Raw genomic sequence first — 25,193 nt, 5'->3', positions numbered from 1 at the left:
AAACTGCGTTTACTATGGCGGCAAAGCCGTTCCGGCCGGGGGGCCGGAAGAGCGGGAGATGCATATATGTTCGCAGTTTTAAACCAGGCACTCAAAAAGCTGGTTCAGACCGGCCATCTGACCGTAACCGACGCCAATGGCCGCGCACATGTCTATGGCGATGGATCGGGAAAGCCGGCAGGCTTCAAAATCGTCGACCGCAAGGCGCCGCTCAGGATTGTCCTCGATCCCGACCGGTTCTTCGGTGAAGCCTATATGGATGGCGGCATCGTCCTCACCGAGGGCACGATCTATGACGTGCTCGAATTGCTGCTGAAGAACATCGAGCACCGGCCTTCGCCCGGCGGCACCAAGTTCTTCAACAATATCCGCATCGCGATGAAGCGGCTGGACCAGTATAATCCGATCGGCAAGGCGCAGGCCAATGTCGCGCATCACTATGACCTGTCGGGCGCCCTCTATGATCTCTTCCTCGATCGCGACCGGCAATATTCCTGCGCCTATTTCGAAACGCCCGACGCCTCGCTCGAGGATGCACAGCTTGCCAAGAAGCGTCATCTCGCCGCCAAGCTCAATATCAAGCCCGGCATGAAGGTGCTCGATATCGGCTCGGGCTGGGGCGGCCTTGGCCTCTATCTGGCCGAGACCTGCGGCGCCAAGGTGACCGGCGTCACGCTCTCGGAAGAGCAGCACAAGATGTCGATCGAGCGGGCGCGCCAGCGCAGCGTCTCCAACACGGTCGACTTCCGCCTGCTCGACTACCGGCTGCTCGACGAGCAGTTCGACCGCATCGTGTCGGTCGGCATGTTCGAGCATGTCGGCGTCGGCCATTACAAGGAGTTCTTCCGCAAATGCCGTGCGCTCCTCAAGGACGACGGCATCGCCGTGCTGCATTCGATCAATCGCTCCGACGGCCCCGGCGCCACAAGCGCCTGGACGAAGAAGTACATTTTCCCCGGCGGCTATATCCCGGCCTTGTCCGAGGTCCTTCCACATATCGAGAAGAGCGGGCTCTATGTCACCGACATCGAGATCCTGCGCCTGCATTATGCCGAGACCCTGCGCGAATGGGGCAAGCGCTTCGCCGCCAACCGGCATCGCGCCAAGGTGATCTATGACGAGCGTTTCTGCCGCATGTGGGAGTTCTATCTGGCGGGTGCGGAAACCGCCTTCCGCTATTCGGGCATGAACAACTTCCAGATCCAGTTCGCGCGCAACCAGCATGCGCTGCCGATGACGCGCAACTATATGATCGCCGAGGAAGAGCGGCTGCGGGCCATCGACAGTAAGAGCCCAAGGCTCAAGTCGGTTCCGGCTGAATAGTCCGGGGCGCGGCTCACTTCGGCCTTGATCGCGCCGCAACGGCAAGCCTAAACAGCCGCAACGGCGGAAGATCGAGGACGGCTGCATGATTTCGAGATCCCTTGCCTGGCATCCCCTGCGCCATCTCGCGGCCATTGCCGGCTTTGCGTTTTTTCTGTGCCTCGCTTTGGCGGCCAGGGCCGAGGAAGCCAAGACGCTGAAGGGCGTGGCGCTGGTGATCGGGCAGTCGAAATACGCCCATATCACGCCCCTGACCAACCCCGCCAATGACGCGCGCGAGATGGTGAAGCTCCTCACCGACATGGGCTTCGACGCGCGCAGCGTCACCGACCGCGACGCCGCGAAGCTCACGCGCGATCTCGAGCGCTTTGCCGAGGATGCCGAAGGTGCCGATGTCGCCTTCCTCTATTATTCGGGCCATGGCATCGAAGCGGGCGGCGAGAATTATCTCGTCCCCGTCAATGCCGATGAGAGCTCGCTCGCCAATGCCGGCGAAGCGCTGGTGCCGCTTTCCCGGGTGATCGACAAGCTCAAGGCGACGGTGCCGGTGGCAATCGTGCTGCTCGATGCCTGCCGCACCAGTCCCTTTCCGGCCGGCGCCCAGATCAAGGCAACGCCGGCAAGCGCCGGACAGCCCATCACCGCCGGCGGCCTCGGCGCGCCGCGCGGCGCCAGCGTGGTCGAGACCACCCAGGGCAATGCCGACAATCTCGGCACGGTGATCGGCTTCGCCGCCGAGCCCGGACGGCCGGCGCTCGATGGTGCTGAAGGCGGCAACAGCCCCTATGCGGCGGCCCTGCTGCGCCATCTCTCGGCAATGCAGGGAGCCGAGCTTTCCTCCGTCATGCGCATGGTGACGGAAGAAGTCTATCTCTCGACCGAGACGCGCCAGCGCCCGTGGGTGAATGAAAGCCTGCGCCGCCTGCTCTATCTCGGCGTCGCGCCCGACGAACCGCAGGGCGAGGAAGGCCTCATCACCGGAGAGCGCCGCCAGCTTCTCCTCACCATCGCCGATCTGCCGAGCCTCGACCGCCAACGGGTCGAGACCATCGCCAAGGCCGATGGCGTGCCGCTCGATGCGCTCTTCGGCATCCTGCGCGCGCTCGGCGCCAAGGACATGCCGGAAGACCCGGTGGCGCTGGAAAAGCTCCTCAAGACGCAAGCCGACAAGCTCAAGAAGATGATGGAAGAGCGCGACGCGCTCAAATCAGATGATCCCGAAATCAAGCGGATGATCGAGGCTGCCGACCGGGCGATCCGGCAAGGGGCCATCGCAACAGCCCGACAGTTCCTCGACGATGCGGTAAAACGCGTCGAAGCCACCGTCGGCGCCGTCGATGCGGCAGAGGAAGCGGTGAAGCAGAAGCGCCTCGCCGATGCCGCCGTCTATGCGCGCCGGGCCGAGGCCGCCAGCCTTGCCTTCGATCATCAGGCGGCCGCCAAGGACTATGCGATGGCCTTTTCTCTCGCCGAGAAGTGGGACGAGAAGCTCAAATGGAACTACAAGAACCTCGAAGCCGAAGCCCTCAATGCCTATGGCTATGAAAAGGGCGACAATGCCTCACTGGACAAGTCGGTTGCGGCCTATGAGCAGCTTCTGACCTTCATTCCGAATGGCGAGAAAAATGATGAGTGGGCCATTACCCGCAACAATATGGGTGTCGTCTATCAGAGCCTTGGCGAACGCGACTGCGACACGAAACGCTTGAAGCAGGCGGCCCAGATCTTCCGGGAATCGCTCGAGATCCTCACGCTCGAACATGATCCGGTCAACTGGGCGGCGGCGCAGAATAATCTCGGTAATTCGCTCCTGGCCATTGGCCAGAGGGAAAGCAACACTCAATCGCTGGAAGATGCCGTTGCGGCTTTCCGCGCGGTGCTCGCGGTGCGCAACCGCGAGAAGACGCCGGCCGACTGGTCAGACTCGCAGAACAATCTCGGCATTGCCCTCTACTCGCTCGCCGAGCGGGAAAATAACGACGCGCGGCTGCTTGAAGCATTGGCCGCCTACCGCGCCGGCCTCGAGGCCATCAGCCGTGACGAGCAACCCTTGCGGTGGGGCACGCTCACCAACAATCTCGGCAATACGCTCAACACGCAAGGGGCGCGCAAGAACGACATAGCCATCCTCAAGCAGGCCGCCGACACATTCCGCGCGGCGCTGGAAGTGCGCACCCGTGAGCGGGTTCCCCTGCAGTGGGCCAGCAGCAAGCTCAACCTTGCCAATGCGCTGCAGAATATCGGGCTGCGGAACACCGGTACAGTCGAGCTCGAGGAAGCGGCGCAAGCCTATCGCGACGCGGCTCTCGAGCTGACGCGCGAGCGCTCGGAGCTCGGCTGGGCCTCGGCCCAGAACAATCTCGGTGGCGTCCTGCAGCAGATCAGCACGCGCACCATGAACAGCGACAAGATCGAGGAAGCGATCACTGCCCTTCGCGGCGCCCTCGGGGTCTACAAGCGGGACTGTTCAGCCATGGACTGGGCAATGACGCAGCTCAATCTCGGCAATGCCCTGCAGACGGCGGGCAAGCTCAGCAACGACATGGCGAGGCTCTATGAGGCGGTAACCGCCTATCAGGCGGCACTGGGTGAATACACCTTCGAACGCACGCCGATGCAGTGGGCGACGGCGCAAAGCATGCTGGGCACGGCGCTCGAGGCCATCGGATTCGCCGGCGGCGGCCCTGAGAAACTCAAGGAAGCGGTCGCGGCGAAACGCGCCGCCCTCACCATTCTCACCAAGGCGAATGGCGAGCTCGAATGGGCGCAGGCGCAGTTCAATATCGGCAATTCGCTCAATATGGTCGGCAATTTCGAGAAAGGCACCGAGAGCTTCGAAACGGCGCTTACCGCGTTCAACGCCGCCCTCGAAGTCTACACGCTGGAAAAAATGCCGCTGCAATGGGCGATGGCGCAGAACGGCATCGGCGATTCCTATTGGGGCATCGGCACAAGGAAGGGCGACAAGAAAGTGCTGGAGAACTCGCTGGCCCAGTTCGAGAAGGCCAAGGAAGGCTTCACCAAGGGCGGCATGATCCCCATGGCGGCGCTGGTCGACAAGAAGATCGCCATCATCCAGCAGGCCCTGGCGGGCAAGTGAGCCGACCCTTACAGATCGACGTCGATCACCTTCCCGGGATTGAGACTGCCGCGTGGGTCGAGCGCCTGCTTGATCAGGCGCATCAACCGGATCTCCTCACCGCCGCGCGTCAGGCCAAGATAGGGCTTCTTGGTGAGGCCGATGCCATGCTCGGCCGAGATCGTGCCTGCATGCTTTCCGGTCAGACGATAGACGCAGGAATTGATCTCCTCGGCAGGCTGTATCTCGGCCCCCGGCACATGCGCGATGATATGCATGTTGCCGTCCGCGATATGGCCGTAAAAGTAAGAACGGCAGCCCAGCTCGGCGAGCAGCGCCTGCCGGCATTCCGCGGCGAAGTCGTCCATGGCGGAGACCGGAAGGCCGATATCGAAGGAGAGATGCGGGCCCAGGACCTGCTTGAACTCAGCCGCGGCATCGCGCGTTCCCCAGAAGGCCTTAACATCCGCAAGTGATTGCGCCACAGCGGCATCGGCGATCAGGCCCTGCTCGACGGCCTGCTCCAATACGCGGCCGAAGCGCGCCGGATCGCTCTCGGCATCGCTTCCCTGAGCCTCGACCAGGACGATGAAGGGATAGACACCCACAATCGGGTTGCGCACGCCCGCCACCTGCTCGGTCGCGACCTGCCAATAATCGCCCCACATCACTTCGAAGGCCGACAGCAGCGGACCAAGCCCGGCGCGAATTTCAGCGAGGAATTTCAGGACATCGCCATAGCTCCTGAGCGCGCAGAGCGCCGCCATGGTGCTCAGGGGCTTGGGATAGAGCCTGAGCACGATGCGGGTCACGATGCCGAGCGTCCCCTCGCTGCCGATGAAGAGCTGCTTGAGGTCGTAGCCGGCATTGTTCTTGAGCATCTTGTTCAGGCTCGTCATCACGGTGCCGTCGGGCAGCACCACTTCGATGCCCAGAACCATGTCGCGCATCATGCCATAGCGGATGACCCGATTGCCGCCGGCATTGGTGGAGAGATTGCCGCCCACCGTGCAGGAGCCGCGCGAGCCGAGATCGAGCGCGAAATAGAGGCCGGCCTCATCGGCGGCGCGCTGCACCGTCTCGAGCGGCGTGCCGGCGCGCACCGTCATGGTCGATGTATCGGGGTCGATCTCCTCGATGCCGGTGAAATGCTCGAGCGAGATGGCGACCGCGCCGGCAATGGGCAGGGCCCCGCCGGCAAGCCCGGTCAGCCCACCCTGCGGCACGATCGGCACGCCGCGGCCATGGCAGATGCGCATCGCCTGCGCGATCCCTGCCGTGCTCCGCGGCCGCACCACGGCCAAAGGCCGAACCGGCGGAAGCGGGCTCCAGTCCTGCTCGTTGCGCGGGGGGATATCCGCGCGCGCCAGCACGGCATCACCCAAGGCGGATCGAAGCGCTTCGAGGGTCTCTGCGGCGCGAAGCTCATCCATGCGTCAGTAACCGCCCTTGCGTGCCGGTTGCGCCGTTTGGCCGCCGTCGCGATACCGGCGCTGCTCACGCACTGAGGCGAAGGCCGCATCGCGCAGAAGCCCGGTGTCGCTCGCGACCGGCACGAATTGATAGCCCGCATCGAACAGCTCCTGCCAGGAAGCCCCGGCGCTCGGAACGGTGCCGAGCCAGCGCCCCGAGGCCTGTATGGCGGTTTCCGCCTGCTTCACCAGCGCCCGGACATCCGGATGGTCGAGCTGCTCCAGGCGCCCGATCGATCCGGCCAGGTCATTGACGCCGATGAAGACGATGTCGACGCCGTCGACGGCTGAGATCGTACGCGCCTGCGCGACGGCGCCGGCGGATTCGATCTGCAGGATGATCAGGAGATTGTCGGCTGCCCTGTGGATATAATCGCTGACCGCACCGAAGGTCGAGGCGCGCACGAGCGGCGCCGCATAGCCGCGGCTGCCGAGCGGGGGATAGCGGCAGGCGCGCACCGCCGCCTTCGCCTCATCTTCATTCTCGATCATGGGAATCATGACGCTGTCGACGCCCGCATCCAGCACGCGCTTGAGCGTCACCGGATCATTCCACGGCACGCGCACGACACAGGGCGTGCCGGTGGTCTCGGCGGCGCGCAGCATGGCGATGAGATCGGAAATCTCCCCCTGCCCGTGCTCGAGATCTATGAGGAGATAGTCGAAGCCTGAATGTCCCAGGATCTCGACATTGGTGGCGTTGCCGGTCGCGATCCAGCTGCCGAAGAGCTTTTCGCCCCGGCCGAGGCGTTGCTTGAGGAGATTTGGTCTGAACACGAAAACGATTCCTTCCTACGGTCAGCGCAGCTGCCGGCGTCCGCCGGCTGCCGTGATGACGGCAATGATGACGAGCCCCGTGGTGACGAGGCGGACACTGGCGTCCGCGCCGAAAGTATTGAGCATGATCTGCAACAGCACCAGGAAAAGTGCCGCACCCCACAAGCCCGGCACATTGGCGCGCCCGCCGGCCACCGAGGTGCCGCCGATCACCACGACGGCGATGGAGGCCAGGAGATATTCATTGCCGATATCGACCGAGGAGCCGCGGAAATAGGCGGCCAACAGGGCCCCGTTGAGGCCGCCCAGGAGGCCGCAGAGCCCGTAGGTGAAGCAGCGGATGCGTTCGACCTTGACACCCGCCAGCCAAGCAGCCCGCATATTCTGCCCGATGGCGAGAACCGAGCGCCCGTACAAGGTGCGGTCGAGGGCGATAGCGGCAACCACCGTTATCGCGATGACCAGCAGCACGAAGACCGGAATGCCGAGGAGACGCCAGTCGGTGAAATCGGCGAAGGCCGGCGGCGGCTTGACCTGCAGGCCGCGCCCATAGGCGATGTCGATCGACTGCACGATGAAGCTCATCGACAAAGTGGCGATGATGGGCGGAATGCGCAGCGCCCGGATCAGCCAGTAATTGGCGAGACCGATCGCAAGCCCGCCGGCGCAGGCGGCCAAGATCCCCGCCAGTATCCAGGCATCGGAGCCGCCCATGATTTTCATGGCGACGGCGCTGGCCAGGCCGATATTGGCCGGAAGCGACAGATCGACATTGCCGGGTCCGAGCGAGATCACGAACATTTGGCCCAACCCGACGACCACCGCGAAGGCGGCGAGCGACAGGGCAGCCACGGCCATGCCGCCGGCGCCGGCGCCGCCGGTGAAAGCAAGGCTGACCATGAAAACGAGGACGGCCCCCATGAAGGACCAGATCCACGGCTTGGCGAAAAATTCGCGGCGAAGCGCCGTCATGGACGCCTCCCGATGGCGGCGCGGACGGCCAGAACGATGACGAGGATCAGGCCGTTGGCGCCGATCTGCCAATCGGGCGGGATGCGCATGAAGGAAAGGAGCGAAGCCGAAGCCAAGGTCAGTGTCACCGCGCCCGCGACCGCGCCGGGCGCCGAAACGCGGCCGCCGGTGAATTCGCCGCCGCCCAGAATAACGCCGGCAATGGCGAGCAATGTGTAGCCCGCCCCGATATTGGCGTCGGCGGCGGTGGACAGGCCGACCAGCGACAGCGCGGAGAGGACGCCGAAAACCCCTGCCGCCGTGAAGGCGAGGATCCTGGCACTGAGCACCGACCAGCCGGCGCGCGCGACAGCCGCCGAATTGCCGCCAACACCGCGCAGCACGGCGCCATAAGGCGTCCGCATCAGGATGATGTGGCCGACCAGCCCGATGAGGATCACCGCGACGATCGGGAACGGCACGAAGGGAATGCGAATCCCCATGAGTCCCTGCAGCCATTCGGGCGCCTTGCCGCCCGGCTGCGGCAGCACCATCAGAGCGAATCCCTGCCAGACAAAACTCATGCCGAGCGTGACGACGATGGACGGAAGGTCGCGCAGATGGATCAGAGCCCCGATCGCGGCATAGATGGCGATGGAGCCGATGATCGCCAGGCCGCCGAGAAAGGGATGGTCGCCCAGCGTGGTGACGGCGATGCAGGCGATGAAGCTGATGAAATAGCCGGCCGACAGATCGAGATCGTTGACGGTGATGACGAAGAGCTGGGCGATCGTCGCCAGCGCCACCGGCACCGCCAGATTGAGCATGAGATTGAAGCCCAGATAACTGATGGCGCGCGGGTTGAGCCAGCCGATCGCCAGCAGCATGAGGGCGAGCGAGACGAAAGGCAGGGCGGCGCGCAACCGCGCCGGCGAAAGCCGCAGGGACGCCAAGGGCCTCGTGGCCACGATCTCGCTCACGCGGCTTCTCCGAAGGAGGCGTGAATGACGTTGCCCTCGCTCATTTCATCGCGGACGAACTCGGCCACGATGCATCCATTGCGCAGCACATAGACATGGTCGCAATTCTGCAGCTCGTCGATCTCGGTCGTGTACCAGATGAAGGTCCGCCCTTTCGCGGCCTCGGCGCGGATGATGTCATAGACCTCTAGCTTGGTGGCGATATCGACGCCGCGCATCGGATCATCCATGAGGATGATCGTCGCATCGGAGGCGAGAGCGCGCGCGAAGAGCGCCTTCTGCTGGTTGCCGCCGGAGAGCGAGAGAATGGGATTGGCCATATCTGGCGTCCTGATGCTGAGCCTTTCGCGCCAGGTTTCGGCAAGCGCCCGCTGCTGGCCGACCGAGATCAGGAAGTTCCGGCTCAGGCCGGCGAGCGAACGGATGGAGATATTCTCCATGATCGACCAGAGAGGGAAAATGCCGTCGGTCTGGCGATCACCCGCCACGACGGCCACCGACCCAACGGTCTCGATGCCGGCGAGGCGTTGCGATGCGCCCTGGAAAATCCGCACCAGCAGCTCGGTCTGGCCGTGCGCGGCGAGGCCCGACAGCCCCACCACCTCGCCTTCATGGGCAACGAGATCCATGCGGTTTTCGGCACTTGCCGGCCGCGCTTTCACCCTCACATTGGCGCCGCTGCGGCGGGCCGAGGCGCCCGCCGGCCCGGGCCTGGCGTGGCCGCCCATCGCCAGCATCAGCCTGTCGCGGTTGAATTCGGATATCCCCCCTGAATCGGAAACCGTACCGTCGCGCATCACCACGATCCGATCGCTCACCTTGAGGATTTCATCGAGGAGATGGGAAATGAAGATGGCGCTGACCCCTTCGCCGCACACGCGGCGCACAAAGGCCAGCAGTTGCGCCGAGGCATGGGCATCGAGCGACGATGTCGGCTCGTCCAGAATGACCAGGCGTACCGGATCGCTGCTCGCGGTGAAGGCGCGCGCGATCTCGACCATCTGGCGCCGCGCAATGGAAAGCTCACCCAAGTGATCGCCGGCATGAATGCCATGACCGGGAAATATCTCATCGAGCTTGTTCCGGATCAACTCGCTCGCATGGGCAAGCGAGCCAAATCCGGTGAGCGTCTTGTGGACGATGCGCGCATTCTCCGCCACCGTCAGATTGGGGCACAGAGACAATTCCTGGAACACGCAGCGCACGCCCAGCCGCCTGGCGAGCGCCACCGAGTAGTCGGGCACCATGTTGCCGGCGATCTCGCGCTTTCCGGCATCCGGATGCAAAGTGCCGCCGACCACATGCATGAGCGTCGATTTGCCGGCTCCGTTATGGCCGACAAGGCCGACACACTCACCGACATCGACATGGAAGTCGACGCCGGTGAGCGCCTTCACAGTGCCGAACGACTTCGAAATCGCCGACAGCGAGACGGCAGCCGGTTTGCATCCGTCATGCATGTGGTCGCGCCTGCCTGCTGTTACTTCTTCACTGCGGCGATGGCCTTGACCACATCGTCCTGGGAATATTCGACATTGGCAACCCCGCCATCGGGTGTGGCGGCGATCTGCGCATCGAGCGTCTCCTTGTCGACATAAAGGATGCCCATCGGAACTTCCTTCGGCACGTCCTTGCCGTCGAGGATCTGCTGCGCCACCCAGAAGGCGAAGGTGCCCATGCCGGGCGCTTCGGAGGCCGACCAGGTGTCGTAGTCGCCCTTCTCCTTGATCTGCTGCTTCCACCAGACGAGCTCGTCCTTGCGGTTGCCCAGCATGATGACCGGCAAGGGCCGGCCGGCGCTGCGGAAGGCTTCCGCCGTGCCATAGCCGTCACCGCCCTGGTCGATGATGCCGTCGATCTGCGGCAAGGACGGCAGCACGCCGGTGACCGCCTTCTGCGCCGTCGTCTGGTCCCAATCGCCATGCACCGTGCTGACGATCTTCATATTGGGAAACTTCTCGATCTCGCGCAGCACGCCCTTGGTGATCTCGTCATCGATGCTGGTGCCGGCGACGCCGCGTATATAAAGGATGTTGCCGCCCTTCGGCAGGCGCTTGGCCATCTGGCGCACCTGCTCGGCACCATAGGTCTCGGCGAGATCGACGGTGACCTTGTAGGCGCAGGGCTCGGTGACGAGCCCATCGAAGGCGACCACGACAATACCGGCATCGCAAGCCTGCTTGACCGCGCCATTGAGCGCGTCGGGCGACAAGGCATTGACGACGATCGCGTCATAGCCCTGCAGGATGAGATTCTGGATCTGGGCCGCCTGCTGCGGAGCCTCGCGCGCGGCGGTGGTGAAGGCATCGGCCGCGGCCACGACCTTGTCGGCGATCGCCTGGTTGCCGATCCTGGCCCAGCTCTGCAGCATGCTCTGGCGCCAGGAATTGCCGGCATAGCCGTTCGAAAGCGCGATTTTCTTGCCCGATGTGTCGGCCATGGCCGGAACAGCGAGCGTGGCCGCCAGAAGCGTTGCGGCCATGAGCGTTAGCGGTGACTTCATCGATTTCCTCCCAAGCACCCGTTTTCCTTGAACCTTCGGCATGTCCCCATGCCTGCCCTGCCGCGGTGCGCCAACGGCATTGAGCCTAAGGTACAGTATACAGTATTGCGCCACAAGATCGTTTGTGGCATCTGCGCCCGGAAATTTCGCGCAAGTTGACCAAGTGGAGATTCTCGGGATGAGTATGTCGTGCTTCGAAGTCCTGGATCCGTGCTTCTCGCGCCTGTTCGTATCCACGGCCCGGCTGGACTTGCTCTATACGGGGTGCCGCTGGGCCGAGGGCCCGGCTTATTTCCCGGCCGGGCGCTATCTCGTCTGGTCGGACATCCCCAATGACCGCATGCTGCGCTATGATGAATGCAGCGGCATGGTGAGCGTCTTCCGTCATCCTTGCGGCCATTCAAACGGTAATACCGTCGATCGCGCCGGGCGGCTCGTGACCTGCGAGCATGGCGGGCGGCGCGTGTCGCGCACCGAGGTGGACGGAACGGTGGTGTCGCTTGTCGATTCATTCAACGGCCGGCGCCTCAACAGCCCCAATGACATCGTCGAGAGATCCGATGGCAGCCTGTGGTTCACCGATCCCGTCTATGGGGTCGAGTCCGACTATATGGGCGTCAAGGGCGAGATCGAGCAGCCCGGCAATTTCGTCTATCGGATCGATCCCCGCGATGGCCGCCTGAAAGTCGTCGCCGATGATTTCGTGCAGCCCAACGGCCTCGCCTTCTCACCGGATGAAAGCCTGCTCTATATCGTCGACACCGGCCGCAGCCATCGCGTCGACGGTCCCCAGCATATCCGCAAGTTCCGCGTCGGTGATGATGGCCGCCTCAAATTTCTCGGTCTCTTCGCCACATCGACTGCCGGATTTTTTGACGGATTGCGCGTCGATGATGCAGGCCGCATCTGGACCAGTGCCGGCGACGGCGTGCACTGCTATGACACAGACGGCACGCTCCTCGGCAAAATCAAAGTGCCGGAAGTCGTGGCCAATGTGTGCTTCGGCGGCCCCAGGCGCAATTATCTCTATATATGCGGCACGACTTCGCTTTATGGAATCCGGCTGCCGGTCCAGGGCGTCAAGACCTTCTGAAGATCAGCCCTTGAGCGAAAGCCCGCTCGCGGCGCGGCCCGGATCCTTGATGATGCCGCGCTTCAGCGCCTCGATATAGGAGTGGCGGGTCGCCGATATGTGCTCGGTGAGGATCGTCTCGATGGCAGATACATCGCCACGTGCAAAAGCACCGGTTATCTCCTTGTGGTGAGCATAGGAGCGCTCCTGGACGCCGGCGAGCGGTGCGGACAGATGATTGCGCAAGGTCGAAATCTGCCCCGAGACCTGCTCATAGCCCTCCATCAGATAGCGATTGCCGCAATTGCCGATGAAGGCTTCGTGAAAATGCGTGTCGGCGCGCGAATAAGCCACGGCATCGCCGGCAGCCCGCGCCTGCTCCATGGCCGAGAGCGCCTGGTTCAGCTGCGCCAAGGTCGCGTCGCGCTGCCGCTCGATCGACAGCCGCATGGCACGGCATTCCAGCAGGATGCGGTATTCGCACAGATCGATGAGATCCTGCTCGGTCGGAAAGAACACATAGCTTCCGCGCTGGGGGATGATGTTGACCATCCCTTGCTGCTGCAGAAGGGTGAGCGCTTCACGAACCGGCGTGCGGCTCACGCCCAGCTTGCCGGCAAGCCCCGCTTCCGACAGCTCGCTGCCCAATGCGAGCTCGGCATCGATGATGGCCTGCCGCAGCCGGTCGGCCACGGTCGCGGCCAAGGATTTCGGCCGGGAAATAGTGAATTCCAGGGACATGACGCTCGCTTTCCGGTCTTCGCCGCGTTGCATATGAGGTACCATATGGCAGAGTCAGGCACAATCGCGGTCCACTTTCTTTCTCTGCAGCCTTGCGGCGGGAGGGAAAGACGGCATGATCCGCTTCCCTCCCCAACTGCGATCAACCGATGAGCATCGAACCCATTACCATCCACTTGCGGCCCGAGCATTTCACGTCTGCACCCACCGTGCTCGCAAGCTGCGGCGGCATGACCGCCACCTGCTTCCGCTATGCGAGCGGTGTCGCCGGCCTCACCATCGCCAATGAAGCGGGTCTCATCGAGCTCCTGCCGTTCCAGGGCCAGCAGATCTGGGATGCCGTGTTCTTCGGCCGCCGCCTCACCATGGGCTCGATGTTCGACGAACCCATCCCCACCCAGGACTATCTCTCGACCTATGGCGCCTTCTTCATCCATTGCGGCGTCACCGCCATGGGCAATCCCGGGCCGGAGGACAAGCATCCGCTGCATGGCGAGCTTCCCAATGCGATCTACCAGGAGGCCAGGCTCATCATCGGCGAAGATGAAGACGGCCCCTTCATGGCTCTGACCGGCACCTATCGCCACCGGGTCGCCTTCACCCATAACTATGTGGCCCAGCCCGTGGTCAAGCTCGATGCGAAGACCGGCCGCATCCGCCTCTCGCTCAGCGTGCGCAATCTGAAGCACGCGCCGCTCGAGCTCATGTATCTGGCGCATATCAATTTCCGCCCCGTCGACAATGCCCGTATCATCGACACCGTGCCGGACGATCCGCGCAATATGCGCATACGCACCCGGCTGCCGGCGAATTATGTCCCCTCGCCGCAGTACCGCCAGTTCCTCGATGAGATGCTGGCCGATCCGCGCCGGCACCGCGAGATCGTGGCCGGCCGGGCGATCGATCCGGAACTGGTGCTCTCGCTTGATTGCGGAGCCGATGGCGATGGCTGGGCGCACAGCGCGCAGATGCTGCCCGACGGCACGGCCGATTTCGTCAGCCATCGCCCGGGCGAGCTCGATCGCGGCGTGCGCTGGATGAGCCGCTTCGGCGATCAGGATGCGCTGGGCCTCATGCTGCCGGCGACCGCCGATCCCAATGGCTATGTGGCCGAGAAGGCGCAAGGCCGGCTGCGCATCATTCCGCCCGCCGGCGAGTTCCGCTGCAATCTCGCATTCGGCGCTCTCGAGGAGAGCGACGCCGCCGGGCTCAAGCAGAAGATCGATGGCATCAGGCAAGAGGCAAAATGAGACTGGCACTTGCCGGGGCGGGACTGTTCGGTGAGGAGCATCTGCGCGCGCTGGCCCGCATCGAGGGCGTCGAGGTCGCGGCCATCGCCGATATCAACGGCAAGGCCGCGCAGGGTGCTGCCGAACGCCACGGCGTGAAAGACTGGGGCACCGACATCATCCCGCTGATCGACCGCCACAGGCCGGATGGGCTGATCATCGCCACGCCAGGACACACGCATGTGCCGCTGGCAAAGGCGGCTCTCGCACGCGGCATTCCGGTTCTGGTCGAGAAGCCGGTCGCGATGACCGCCGCCGATGCGGCGCTACTGGCCGAGGCCGATGCCAAGGGGCCCGCCTTCGTGCTGCCGGGCCATGTCCTCAGATTTTCCGAGCCGCATCGAATGATTTTCGACGTCATCGCATCGGGCGCGATCGGGCGGGTCCTGTCCTTCGCGTCGCGGCGCTACCGCGATGACAGCCATGCGCTGCGCTACACCGATATCGACCCCATCATGATGACGATGATCCACGATATCGATCTCGCTCTGTGGATGACGGGTGCTTTCGTCTCGGAGGTTCTGGCCCGGCGCAGCCCCGCCGACCGGCAGCACCGCTCGCACACGCTGATGACGGCAGGCGGCCGGAACGGCGCCTCATGGTCCCTCACCACGGCCTGGACCTTTCCGGGTGAGGCGCTGCCGCCCGACCGCATCGAGATCGTCGGCGAGCAAGGCGGCATCGATTTCGAAACGGCTACCTATATCCGCCAATATGGCACCTCGCCCCGGAGCATCGACCTCGCCGGGCAGGAGGATGTCTCGCTCATTGCCGAGGATTCCTGTTTCGTCGACTGTATCCGGAAAGGCAAAAGACCCGGCATCGTGACATCCGGCGATGCCTATGCCGGTCTTCAGATCGCCGAGGCGGCGATGGCCTCGCTGCGGGAAGGCGGCATTGTCCGGCTGCCTTAACCAAACCCGGTTTGGCGCAATTTTGCCATCGTCATGCCGCGAGCTTCCGTTAGGATAGGACGATGCGGAATCCGGCGAGCAATGCGGTGAAGACCGTAATTGTGGCGGTGAGTGTTTTGTTGCTCGCCTTGCTTTCTCCTACCCTGGCGCAGGATGGCAAGCCTCTCAAAGGTGTCGCCCTCATCATCGGCCAGTCGCATTATGCCCATGTCACCCCTCTCGCCAATCCGTCCCAGGATGCGCGCGCCGTCGACGGCCTCCTGACCAACCTCGGCTTCGATACGCGCAGTGTCACCGACCGCGACGCCGACAAGCTCAAGCGCGATCTCGACCGCTTCATCGAGGATGCCGAGGGCGCCGATGTCGCCCTCCTCTATTATTCCGGTCATGGCATCGAGGCGGGCGGCGAGAACTATCTCATCCCAATAGACGCCGACCCCGCTTCACTCGCCGATGCCGGTGAAAGGCTGATGCCGCTTTCCCAGGTCATGGAGCGGCTCAAGCGCAATGTGCCGGTCGTCATCCTGCTGCTCGATGCCTGCCGCACCAACCCGTTTCCGCCCGGCGCGACGATCATGGTCGCCGGACAGGCTGAACCGCAGCCCGTTGCCGCCATCGGGCTTGGCGCGCCGCGCGGCATGAGCGTGGCGGAAGAGCAGGCCCAGAGCGACAATCTCGGCATGGTGATCGGCCTCGCGGCCGAGCCCGGCCGGGCGGCGCTCGACGGCGAGCCCGGCCAGAACAGCCCCTATGCCGCAGCCCTGCTGCGCCACTTCTCCGCCCTCAAGGGCGAGGAATTCGGCACGGTGATGCGCATGGTGACCGAGGAAGTCTATCTCGCGACCAAGACGCGTCAGAGGCCCTGGATCAATGAGAGCCTGAGGCGGCTTCTCTATTTCGGCGGCACGGCGCCCGAGGCGACGGGCGACAGCGGCCTGATCACCAGGGAACGCCGCCAGCTGCTGCTCACCATCGCCCGCCTGCCGACCGCCGAACGCAAGCAGGTCGAGACGATCGCTGACAAGGATGGTGTGTCGCTCGATGCGCTCTATGGCATTGCGCGCGCGATGGGCGCTACCGACATCCCGAAGGATCCGGTGGTGCTGGAGAAGTTCCTCCGCGCCCAGGCCGCGACGCTCAAGAAGATGGTCACGGAGCGCGATGCGCTCAAGCCCTACAATCCCGAAATCGCACGGCTCGCGGGCGCCGCCGATGCGGCGATCCGGCAAGGCGCCATCGCGACCGCCCGCTCCTTCCTCGACCAGGCCGTCGCCATTGTCGAGAAGGACCGCGCCTCCGTCGATGCGATCGAGGAGCGTGTGAAGGAACGGCGCATCGCCGATGCGGCGGTCTATGCCAAACGTGCGGAAGCGGCGAGCCTTGCCTTCGACTTTCTTGCTGCGGCCCGCGACTACGACAGGGCCTATGATCTGGTCGCCAAATGGGATGATGCGCTCGCCTGGCTCTACAAATTCGAGGCCGGCAACATGCTCGCCGAGCAAGGCGAAAGCGCCGGCAGCAAGCCAAGCTTCGAAGGCGCGGTCAGCGCATATCAGAGGGCGCTTCAGCTGGTGAGTATCCAGAGCGACCCAAAAAACTGGGGTAAAACCCAGAACAATCTCGGCAATGTGCTCCATGCCCTGGGCGACCGCGAGGCCAGTTCAAAAAGATTGACCGAGGCTGCGACCGCCCTTCAGGCAGCTATCGAGGCCTTGCCACGCGAACGCGATGCCGCCGGCTGGGGCATGGCGCAAAACAATCTCGGTAACGTCCTCTTCACGCTCGGCGAGCGCGAGAGCGATACAGCCAAGCTGCGCGAAGCCGCGGTGGCGTTCAGCGCGGCTCTGGAAGCCATGCCGCGCGACAGCGCGCCCTTCGATTGGTCCCGCGCCCAGAATAATCTGGGCAATGCCCTGCGACTGCTTGGCGAACGGGAAGGCGATATGGCGCGCCTTCGAGAAGCCGCCACAGCATACCGCACAGCGCTCGAAGAGCAGCCCCGCGCATCAGTGCCGTTGATGTGGGCGGTTACCCAAAGCAATCTCGGCACCGCCTTGCGCAGCATCGGCGAAAGAGAGACCGGGACCGAGACTCTGCTTGAGTCAGCCTCCACCTATCGCCTGGCGCTTGAAGTGCTGGCACCCGAGCTCGCGCCGGTCGATTGGTCGATGGTGCAGAACAATCTCGGCAATGTCCTCACCACGATCGGCCAGCGCGAAGGCGATATCGGACGCATCAAGGAAGCGGTCATGGCCTTCCAGTCCGCCTTGCGAGAGCGCAAGCGCGAAGACAGTCCGGCCTTGTGGGCAGAGACGCAGAACAATCTCGGTTCCGCCCTCGCTTTGATCGGCCAGACGGAAAATGATGCCGCCGCTCTCGAGGGAGCGGCGGAGGCCCTGCGGGCGGTCCTCGCGGTGCGCACCAAAGAGAGCATGCCCTATCAATGGGGAATCACACAGAGCAATCTCGGCGCCGTGCTGCAGATGCTGGGTGCGCAGAGAGGCGACCGTCGCGTCCTGGCGGAAGCGATCGCCGCCCATCGCTCGTCACTTCTGGTGTTCACCCGTGAGCAGGCGCCGCAGCAATGGTCCAAGGCGCAGAACAATCTCGGCAACGCGCTGCGCAGCCTTGGCGAGCTGGAAACCGGAACCGCAACCCTGAAGCAGGCGCTCACCGCGCTCAAGGCATCGCTCGAGGAAAGAAGCCGGAAGCAGTCGCCCCATCAATGGGCCAATACGCAAGTTCTCGTCGGCCTGACGTCGCTTGAGCTTGTCCGCAGGGGCGGAGGCCGCAGGGCGGCGGATCAGGCGATCCAGGCCTTCGAAGCCGCCCTCGGTGTCTACCGGGAAGCCAATGCCTCCCAGAATATCGCAAAGGTCGAGAGTTTTCTCGCCGAAGCCCGGGCGTTGAAACGGTGATCCGCCAGGCCACAGGGAACCTGCCTCGCCAAAATGGAACAGTGTCGATGCCCATGATGAAACTCGAGTTTGGCAGCCCGGCGAATGCAAAACCGTATCCACTTTTCACAGCCACGCGCTAGAATGGACTCATGCCCCCACTGACAAGCTTTGTCGCAAAGACCGTCACGGCAGCGATCTGCGCCCTCCTGGTCATCGTGCTCGCAACCGGTTCCGGCTCCGCCCAGGACGCCAAGCCGCTCAAAGGCGTGGCCCTGGCGATCGGCGAACAGGCCTATGAGTCGCTGCCGCCGCTTCCAACCTCCGAGCGCGATGCCCGCGCCATCGGGGAACTTCTGACCAGGCTTGGCCTCGCGACCGATATCGCCGCCAACGGCAAGGCGCAGGCGCTGCGCCGCTCGGTCGACAGCTTCATCGACAAAGCGGGCAGCGCCGATGTGGCGCTCCTTTATTATTCGGGCCATGCGATCGAGGCCGGTGGCGTCACCTACCTGCTCCCCACCGACACCGACCTCAATTCACTCGAGGCGGCCGACCAGAACCTCATCTCCCTGCAAAGCGTGCTCGACAGGCTGCGGCAGAAGACCAAGACGATCATCCTGCTTGTCGATGCCAACCGGTCCACCTCCTTCCCGAAATATGCCGTGGTCAGGCGGGATGCGAATTCCGCCAGCGAACCGATCTCGTCTTCGGGCCTCGGCGCGCCTGTCGTCGAGACCTCGGCAACGCCAGACGCCACCGGCCAGGTGATCAGCTTTGCCGCCGATCCGCGGCAAGCGGCGCTCGAAGCTCCCTCCGGCGACAGCAGCCCCTATGCCGCAGCCCTGCTCAAGCATCTGGGCGCCAGCCGCGAGCTGGATTTCAGCCAGGTCATGGCGATGGTCACCGAGGAAGTCTATCTCGCCACCGAGACCCGGCAGCGGCCCTGGACAAGCGGCGGCCTGAAGCGTGTCCTCAATTTCGGCGGCCCTGCCGATGCAGCAGCCGAGACCGGTGACGAGGCCGCCCTGACGCAAGCGCGCCGCGACCTCCTGCTCTCCATCACCGCAACGCCGCCCGATATCAGGCGCGCGGTCGAGAATCTCGCCCGCGACCAGTCCCTGCCGCTTGATCCCCTCTATGGCATGCTGAAGGAGCTCAATGTCGACATGTCGGTGGGCATCGACAAGATCGACGACCAGTTGCGCGCCAGCGCCGAGACGCTCAAGAAGATCCTCTCGGAACGCGTCGTCTCCCAGCGCAAGGACCCGCAACTCGCCGAGCTCGCCGGCCTTGCCGACCAGGCGCAGGCGCAAGGCGCCATTGCGCTCGCCATGAGAAATCGCGCCAAAGCGGGCGGGCGCGCCGATGATCTCGTCCGGGTCGTCGACCAGCGGCCCAACGCAACGACCGCCGACCGCGTCGAGCTGGCCTCGATCTTCGGCGACTATGGCGATACCGCGGTCCTCGCCCTCGATTTCCTGAGAGCCGCCGAGCAATATCGCAAGGCGCTCGGACAGGTCGAAGGGCGCAGTGCCGTGTGGGCGATCGTCTATCGCATGAACGAGGCCGACGCGCTTGCCAATTACGGCCGCTACAAGCCCGATGACGGGGCGACGAAGGCCGCGATCTCCCTCTATCAGTCGGTCGTGAATGACAGCGCCAAAGGCAAGAATCCGGTCGCCTGGGCCGCGGCCCAGAACAATCTGGGCAATGCCCTGCAGCTCCTCGCGGAACGCACCGGCAACCAGCAATTGGCGACCGATGCCGTTGCCGCCTTTGAGGCGACGCTCACCCAGTGGACGCATGAGCGGTTCCCGGTCGAGTGGGCGACGACGCAAAACAGCCTGGGCGGCGCCTTGCGCAGTCTGGGCGAGGCCGAGAGCGGCGTCGACAAGCTGACCAAGGCGGTTGCCGCCTATGAAGCCGCGCTCACTGAGCTGAAGCGCGAGCAGCTCCCGCGCGAATGGGCCAAGGCGCAATATGGCCTCGGCATCGCGCTCAGGCTCATTGGCGAGCGCCAGAACGATCAAGCCAAGCTCGAACAATCGCTCTCGACGCTCGAGACGGCACTTGGCGTGACGAAGCGCGAGCGCGACCCGCTGGGCTGGGGCACCCTGCAATATAACCGGGCCAATGCCCTGCAGAGCCTGGGGCGGCTCGGCAAGGCGCCGCAGAAGATGCAGGAGGCGATCGCGACCTATGAGACGGCGCTGACCGAGCTCACCCGCGAGCGTGTTCCCCAGCAATGGGCGCTGATCCAGAACAGCCTGGGCGCGGCGCTGCAGGCGTCGGGCGAGGCCGAGAACGATACCGAGCTGCTCAAGAAGGCGGCCGCGGCCTATGAGCTCGCTCTCACCGTGTCGACGCGCCAGCGGGTGCCGCTTGAATGGGCGGCGATCCAGAACAATCTCGGCGGCCTGCTGCAGACCATCGGCGAGCGCGAGAACAGCCCCGAAACCCTGCTCAAGGCCGTCTCCGCCTACGGGGCGGCGCTCAGCGAGCGCACCCGCAGCCGGGTGCCGCGCGAATGGGCGGCGACCCAGGCCAAGCTCGGCATCCTGTTCCAGGTGCTGGGCCAGCGGACGAAAAATACGGGCTATTTCGCCAGCGCGGTCGCCGCTTACGAATCGGCTCTCATCGAATGGACGCGCGACAAGGCACCGCTCGACTGGGCCACGGCGCAGAACGGCATCGGCTCGGCGCTGGCGGCTCTGGCCGGTCAGGAGACCGACACCGGCAACCTGACCCGGGCCATCTCGGCCTACCGGGCCGCCTTGCAGGTGCGGACCCGAGATCGGTCTCCGCAGGGCTGGGCCGAAACGCAGAACGGTCTCGGCGATGCCTTCCTGGCCATGGGCACGCGTGAGCCCGGCACCAGGCCGCTCAACAATGCGATCAATGCCTATGAAGCGGCTCTTTCCGTGTGGAAAAAAGAGGACATGCCGCAGCAATGGGCCACGACCCAGCACAATCTCGGCCTCGCGCTGCAAAAGGTTGCCGACCGCAAGAAGGGCAACGACCCTCTGCTTCGGGCCGTCAATGCCTATCAGAAAGCGCTCGCGGTCAGGACGCGTGAGAGCAGCCCGGTGGAATGGGCAATGACGCAGAGCAATCTCGGCGCCGTGCTGCGCCTCCTCGCCGAACGCGAACGCAGCAATTCACGCATGACGAAGGCCGCCGCCGCGCTTGAGGCAGCTCTCACCGTGCTGACCCGCGAGCAGCAGCCGACGGACTGGGCCACCACCCAGCTTAATCTCGGCGTCGCGCAATACAGCATCGGCAAGCGCAAGGGCGACACCGCCATTCTCGAAAGCGGCAAGCGCGCCGTCCAGGCGGCCTGGGATGTCTACAGGTCGACAGGCACCACCCAGTATGACGAGTCCTTCACCAAGAGCCTGAAGGGCTTCGATGATGCGCTCGCAGCACTCGCGCCGAAGGTTCCCGAGCCGCCGGCGCAGGAAAATCCGTCGACTCCTCCGCAAGAGGGTGTTGAGGGTCCGCCTGAAGCACTCCCGGCAGAACAGATTCCCCAGCCGCAATAGAGAGATAGGCTCGATCACCTGTTCGTGAGAATACTGCTGACGCCATCAGGCTGTGGATAGCGCGCATAATATCGAAACGAATCGCCGCCTGACGCGGCCAGTCGCTATCACAGTCCCATGAACGCAACCAACACCGCCCGGGTGCTCGAGCCCGAACCAGAATCCGACTCCTATCGCTCGCCGCCGCATAATATCGAGGCGGAACAGGCGCTTCTGGGCGCGATCCTGGTCAACAACGAAGCCTGCGACCGGGTCTCGTCCTTCCTCGACCCGTCGCATTTCTTCGAGGCGGTGCATGCGCGCATCTATGAAGCGGCGGCCACCCTCATCCGCGCCGGCAAGCTTGCCTCGCCGGTGACGCTCAAGACCTATTTCGAACGCGACGAGACGCTGAAGGACATTGGCGGTGCTGCCTATCTGGCAAGGCTCGCGGCCGCAGCAACCACCATCATCAATGCCGAGGAGTATGGCCGCGCCATCTATGAGCTGGCACAGCGGCGCAAGCTCATCGATATCGGCACCGACATCGTCAACACCTCCTTCGACACGCCGGTCGACATGACCGCACGCGACCTGATCGAGACGGCCGAACAGAGCCTCTACCAGATCGCCGAGACCGGCAAATACGGCCAGGGCTTCCAGGTCTTCGGCCGGGCGCTGACCGAGGCTGTCGACATGGCCGCCAATGCCTATCAGCGCGACGGCGGCCTCTCCGGCATCTCGGCGGGCCTGCGCGATCTCGACGAGAAGATGGGCGGGCTGCAGGCATCCGACCTCATCATCCTCGCGGCGCGTCCCGCCATGGGCAAGACGTCGCTCGCCACCAATGTCGCCTATCACGTGGCGAAGAACTACAAGGCCGACCATCAGCCCGACGGGTCGGTGCGCATCCTCGATGGCGGCGTCGTCGGCTTCTTCTCGCTGGAAATGTCGCAGGAGCAATTGGCGACGCGCATCATCGCCGAGCAATCCGGCATTTCGTCCGAGCGCATCAGGCGCGGCAAGATCACCGAGGACGAGTTCCACCGCATCGTCGAGGTGTCGCGCGAGCTGCAGGCCCTGCCGCTCTATATCGACGCCACCGGCGGCCTCACCATTGCGCAGGTCGCGGCCCGCGCCAGAAGGCTCAAGCGCCAGCGCGGCCTTGGCCTCCTCATCGTGGACTATCTGCAGCTTCTCGCCGGCTCGGCCAAACGCGCCTCCGAGGGCCGCGTCCAGGAAGTGACCGAGATCACGGTCGGCCTCAAGGCGCTTGCCAAGGAGCTCAAGGTGCCGATCATCGCGCTGTCGCAGCTCTCGCGCCAGGTCGAGAACCGCGACGACAAGCGCCCGCAGCTTGCCGACTTGCGTGAATCAGGCTCGATCGAGCAGGACGCCGACGTGGTGCTGTTCATCTATCGCGAGGAATACTATCTCGCGCGCACCGAGCCTCGCCCCAACACGCCGGAGCATTTCGAGTGGCAGGAGAAGATGAACCGGGTGACCGGCATCGCCGAGGTCATCATCGGCAAGCAGCGCCACGGCCCCACCGGCATCGTCGAATTGCAGTTCGACGCCTCGCTGACGAAGTTCCAGGACCTGGTCAAGGCGGATCATCTGCCGGAGCAGTTCCAGTAAGCCCGTTTCAAGTTTCAAGGTCGCCACTAAACTATATAGGACTACGCTCCGAAGGGTCGTGGAGACTCAAAGGCCGCAGTGCGATATTCTACATGGACTGGACGAAACCCTGTTTCGTCTCATAACAATATTTGGGAAAAACCGGAGCAACAATGACTGTGGATCGCGAAACGGTAAACGCCGGAAAGTTCAACCCAAAAGTGTCCTTGCCTTATCAGTTGCGGCTCAAAGATTTTGAGATTGCAATGCAGGATGTTTATGATTTCTTCTATGACGTAAACAACTTGTTGTTGGGTCGAGGACTTCATCGGCTTGACGATATGCTTCGCCCTGCAGCGATGTCGGGCATGATTTCGGACATGCTGACAGCATCAATGGCAAGACACGCTCGATCTCTTGTTGAGAACAAGCATTTCAACGGCCACCCCGATCTAGTAGTGCAGGGTATATATCCCAACAACTCAGTGCGGAGCGGAACTGACGGCGTTGAAATTAAGAGCACTCGCAAACCAGGTGGAGCTGTAGATACACATGGAGCACGCGAGCAGTACATGTGTGTGTTTGTGTATCAAACAGATCACGCCACTGAGCCAGCAGTAAGAAGAGCTCCCATGAAGTTTATGGAAGTTTACATAGCTCATGTCACCGAGAACGATTTCCGTAGAAACGCCAGAAGTGAATTGGGTACACGAACAGCCACACTAGATCGTGCGGGGATCCAGAAATTGCGTTCAAATTGGGTCTACATGTTGGATCGATAAGGCAGCAAGCTGAGGAATGGCTTTGCGTGCCATCTTCACGAAACTGGCATCCTTTTCAATACCAATACTCGCATACCCTATTGCGTTAGCCGCCGCGAGTGTCGAGCCAGAGCCTGCGAAGGGATCCAAAACAACTCCTTCCCCCAGTGGCAGCACCGAGCGCACCAGATGCCTCAGAAACAGCTGAGGCTTTAAAGAAGGATGCGGCGCAATCTTTCTTTCTCTTGGTGACGTCGGACTGGATTTTATAACATCACCAAACGGTTTGGTGTCTGAGATCCGTTGAAAGCCTCCCGTCTTCCACCTCCGAAGATTGTCTTGTACCCGCCCCTCCAATGGGTGACGCAGAATGACCCAAGGTTCGAACATTGATCGAGGCATAACGCTAACGTTTGGAAACTCATTATGCGCATTCTTGGGTCTGTCACCGCCGCGCATTGTCATGACTAGCCGCACGATGTTACCCCGCAGCTCAAGCCCTGCTTGACTCATTGCATTGGCAACTAAGTGCACAAGCAAGGGATTGCTTGCTACAATGACATTTGCACCGGGAACGGTAACACGCAGTACAAGTTTACCAAACTCAAAGAAGAAATCCTGTAGGGCAGCGCGTTCTCCGTCATTTAGCACCGTGAATCGTGGGAGCGGTGATCGCTTATGTCCATCGTACGAAGGAGGCACACGCCATATCCCCCCTCCGCGCGCTTCGCGCAGTTTAGCCTGTTCACCATCGGTATACTCCACGAGACCGTACGGAGGATCTGTAACGACCGCCTGCACCGACCGGGGCTCACATGAGCGGAGCCATTCGAAACATTCCGCCTGCAGCAAGGTTGCTCGATCTATCTTGAAGCTCTGCTCAGCTGCTTCGTTCGGACTTTGATCACACCCGTTTTTGAGGCGGTAGTGTCCACGCGCGGTTCGTTCGAACAGGTGCGGGGTATTCAGATTCAAATATGATCTCACAGAGGATGTTGGAACACCGCCAATCCGTAGTGAAAGAGCTTCCTGAATTTCAGCCAAGGAGGCACTTTCCGCCGCTGATAAATATCCGATAATGGAATCTCTAACGATTCCCGGTGCTCGGCGCATAAACTGATTCTCCAGACAATGGCCTCTGATTACACCCTCTGACGTCTGGACGTCAAAGGTACATTATACAACTTTAGCGAGACTCTTTCTTAAACTTAATCTATCGTTGCACACAGGCGCAAACGGACGCTACTAAGCCAGGGTTGCGTTCACACGATTTGAGGGATTAAGCGCTTTAAA

At 63.1% G+C, this 25,193-nt stretch carries 17 protein-coding genes; 9 read left to right on the top strand and 8 right to left on the bottom strand.

Annotated features, from left to right (window positions below):
* Positions 1–66 precede the first annotated feature (66 nt).
* Both DT068_RS18400 and DT068_RS18395 read left to right on the top strand, forming a co-directional pair.
* On the top strand, positions 67–1,323 hold the full coding sequence (locus DT068_RS18400) for a cyclopropane fatty acid synthase (protein ID WP_119391347.1): 1,257 nt from the start codon (positions 67–69) through the stop codon (positions 1,321–1,323).
* 85 nt (positions 1,324–1,408) lie between these two features.
* Positions 1,409–4,423 (top strand): caspase family protein, encoded by a 3,015-nt coding sequence (locus tag DT068_RS18395; protein ID WP_368904816.1) that lies wholly within the window; start codon positions 1,409–1,411, stop codon positions 4,421–4,423.
* Positions 4,424–4,431: 8 nt separating this feature from the next.
* On the opposite strand, the gene DT068_RS18390 is transcribed toward DT068_RS18395, so the two are convergent.
* The 6 genes from DT068_RS18390 to DT068_RS18365 are packed head-to-tail and all read right to left on the bottom strand — an operon-like array spanning position 4,432 to position 11,085.
* Entirely contained in the window at positions 4,432–5,835 is a 1,404-nt protein-coding gene (locus tag DT068_RS18390; protein WP_119391346.1) for an FAD-binding oxidoreductase, read from the bottom strand.
* 3 nt (positions 5,836–5,838) lie between these two features.
* Positions 5,839–6,651, bottom strand: coding sequence for an HpcH/HpaI aldolase family protein (locus tag DT068_RS18385; RefSeq protein ID WP_119391345.1), 813 nt, complete (start codon positions 6,649–6,651; stop codon positions 5,839–5,841).
* A gap of 21 nt (positions 6,652–6,672) precedes the next feature.
* The gene (locus DT068_RS18380) at positions 6,673–7,623 is read right to left on the bottom strand and encodes an ABC transporter permease (protein ID WP_119391344.1); all 951 of its coding nucleotides are present in this window, start codon (positions 7,621–7,623) and stop codon (positions 6,673–6,675) included.
* Positions 7,620–8,582, bottom strand: coding sequence for an ABC transporter permease (locus tag DT068_RS18375; protein WP_438816444.1), 963 nt, complete (start codon positions 8,580–8,582; stop codon positions 7,620–7,622). Before DT068_RS18375 ends, DT068_RS18380 begins: the two co-directional genes overlap by 4 nt.
* Positions 8,579–10,042 (bottom strand): sugar ABC transporter ATP-binding protein, encoded by a 1,464-nt coding sequence (locus tag DT068_RS18370; RefSeq protein ID WP_119391343.1) that lies wholly within the window; start codon positions 10,040–10,042, stop codon positions 8,579–8,581. The genes DT068_RS18375 and DT068_RS18370 overlap by 4 nt, the downstream gene beginning before the upstream one ends.
* Positions 10,043–10,062: 20 nt before the next feature.
* Positions 10,063–11,085 (bottom strand): ABC transporter substrate-binding protein, encoded by a 1,023-nt coding sequence (locus tag DT068_RS18365; protein WP_119391342.1) that lies wholly within the window; start codon positions 11,083–11,085, stop codon positions 10,063–10,065.
* Between the two features lie 178 nt (positions 11,086–11,263).
* Here DT068_RS18365 and DT068_RS18360 point away from each other — a divergent pair, with 178 nt between their 5' ends.
* On the top strand, positions 11,264–12,178 hold the full coding sequence (locus DT068_RS18360; protein WP_119391341.1) for an SMP-30/gluconolactonase/LRE family protein: 915 nt from the start codon (positions 11,264–11,266) through the stop codon (positions 12,176–12,178).
* Positions 12,179–12,181: 3 nt separating this feature from the next.
* Here the strand turns inward: DT068_RS18360 and DT068_RS18355 are convergent, their stop codons facing one another.
* Positions 12,182–12,898 (bottom strand): GntR family transcriptional regulator, encoded by a 717-nt coding sequence (locus DT068_RS18355; protein ID WP_162914291.1) that lies wholly within the window; start codon positions 12,896–12,898, stop codon positions 12,182–12,184.
* 149 nt (positions 12,899–13,047) lie between these two features.
* Here DT068_RS18355 and DT068_RS18350 point away from each other — a divergent pair, with 149 nt between their 5' ends.
* From DT068_RS18350 to DT068_RS18325, 6 genes are all read left to right on the top strand, one after another.
* A complete protein-coding gene (locus DT068_RS18350; protein WP_119391339.1) occupies positions 13,048–14,148 on the top strand; it encodes a DUF4432 family protein in 1,101 nt (366 codons plus the stop codon).
* A complete protein-coding gene (locus DT068_RS18345; RefSeq protein ID WP_119391338.1) occupies positions 14,145–15,101 on the top strand; it encodes a Gfo/Idh/MocA family protein in 957 nt (318 codons plus the stop codon). Before DT068_RS18350 ends, DT068_RS18345 begins: the two co-directional genes overlap by 4 nt.
* Before the next feature lie 62 nt (positions 15,102–15,163).
* On the top strand, positions 15,164–18,019 hold the full coding sequence (locus DT068_RS18340) for a caspase family protein (protein WP_119391337.1): 2,856 nt from the start codon (positions 15,164–15,166) through the stop codon (positions 18,017–18,019).
* A gap of 131 nt (positions 18,020–18,150) precedes the next feature.
* The gene (locus tag DT068_RS18335; RefSeq protein WP_119391336.1) at positions 18,151–21,543 is read left to right on the top strand and encodes a caspase family protein; all 3,393 of its coding nucleotides are present in this window, start codon (positions 18,151–18,153) and stop codon (positions 21,541–21,543) included.
* Positions 21,544–21,660: 117 nt separating this feature from the next.
* The gene (locus tag DT068_RS18330) at positions 21,661–23,160 is read left to right on the top strand and encodes a replicative DNA helicase (RefSeq protein WP_119391335.1); all 1,500 of its coding nucleotides are present in this window, start codon (positions 21,661–21,663) and stop codon (positions 23,158–23,160) included.
* Between the two features lie 152 nt (positions 23,161–23,312).
* Complete coding sequence (locus DT068_RS18325; RefSeq protein ID WP_119391334.1) at positions 23,313–23,921, top strand: hypothetical protein; 609 nt, start codon at positions 23,313–23,315, stop codon at positions 23,919–23,921.
* On the opposite strand, the gene DT068_RS18320 is transcribed toward DT068_RS18325, so the two are convergent.
* Positions 23,892–25,013, bottom strand: a complete 1,122-nt coding sequence (locus tag DT068_RS18320; RefSeq protein ID WP_119391333.1) for a DNA-methyltransferase — start codon at positions 25,011–25,013, stop codon at positions 23,892–23,894. The genes DT068_RS18325 and DT068_RS18320 overlap by 30 nt on opposite strands.
* Positions 25,014–25,193: the final 180 nt, after the last annotated feature.

The organism is Taklimakanibacter lacteus (assembly GCA_003576695.1).
Taxonomy (GTDB): Bacteria; Pseudomonadota; Alphaproteobacteria; order Rhizobiales; family Aestuariivirgaceae; genus Taklimakanibacter; species Taklimakanibacter lacteus.
The sequence above is the reverse complement of the archived record's forward strand: the minus strand, read 5'-3'. Positions and strand labels throughout refer to the sequence as shown.

What these genes read in the sequence shown, in the direction of transcription:
- DT068_RS18400 (WP_119391347.1), top strand. Translation starts at nt 67, where the DNA reads ATGTTCGCAGTTTTAAACCAGGCACTCAAAAAGCTGGTTCAGACCGGC.
- DT068_RS18395 (WP_368904816.1), top strand. Translation starts at nt 1,409, where the DNA reads ATGATTTCGAGATCCCTTGCCTGGCATCCCCTGCGCCATCTCGCGGCC.
- DT068_RS18390 (WP_119391346.1), bottom strand. Translation starts at nt 5,835, where the DNA reads ATGGATGAGCTTCGCGCCGCAGAGACCCTCGAAGCGCTTCGATCCGCC.
- DT068_RS18380 (WP_119391344.1), bottom strand. Translation starts at nt 7,623, where the DNA reads ATGACGGCGCTTCGCCGCGAATTTTTCGCCAAGCCGTGGATCTGGTCC.
- DT068_RS18370 (WP_119391343.1), bottom strand. Translation starts at nt 10,042, where the DNA reads ATGCATGACGGATGCAAACCGGCTGCCGTCTCGCTGTCGGCGATTTCG.
- DT068_RS18365 (WP_119391342.1), bottom strand. Translation starts at nt 11,085, where the DNA reads ATGAAGTCACCGCTAACGCTCATGGCCGCAACGCTTCTGGCGGCCACG.
- DT068_RS18360 (WP_119391341.1), top strand. Translation starts at nt 11,264, where the DNA reads ATGAGTATGTCGTGCTTCGAAGTCCTGGATCCGTGCTTCTCGCGCCTG.
- DT068_RS18355 (WP_162914291.1), bottom strand. Translation starts at nt 12,898, where the DNA reads ATGTCCCTGGAATTCACTATTTCCCGGCCGAAATCCTTGGCCGCGACC.
- DT068_RS18350 (WP_119391339.1), top strand. Translation starts at nt 13,048, where the DNA reads ATGAGCATCGAACCCATTACCATCCACTTGCGGCCCGAGCATTTCACG.
- DT068_RS18345 (WP_119391338.1), top strand. Translation starts at nt 14,145, where the DNA reads ATGAGACTGGCACTTGCCGGGGCGGGACTGTTCGGTGAGGAGCATCTG.
- DT068_RS18340 (WP_119391337.1), top strand. Translation starts at nt 15,164, where the DNA reads ATGCGGAATCCGGCGAGCAATGCGGTGAAGACCGTAATTGTGGCGGTG.
- DT068_RS18335 (WP_119391336.1), top strand. Translation starts at nt 18,151, where the DNA reads ATGCCCCCACTGACAAGCTTTGTCGCAAAGACCGTCACGGCAGCGATC.
- DT068_RS18330 (WP_119391335.1), top strand. Translation starts at nt 21,661, where the DNA reads ATGAACGCAACCAACACCGCCCGGGTGCTCGAGCCCGAACCAGAATCC.
- DT068_RS18325 (WP_119391334.1), top strand. Translation starts at nt 23,313, where the DNA reads ATGACTGTGGATCGCGAAACGGTAAACGCCGGAAAGTTCAACCCAAAA.
- DT068_RS18320 (WP_119391333.1), bottom strand. Translation starts at nt 25,013, where the DNA reads ATGCGCCGAGCACCGGGAATCGTTAGAGATTCCATTATCGGATATTTA.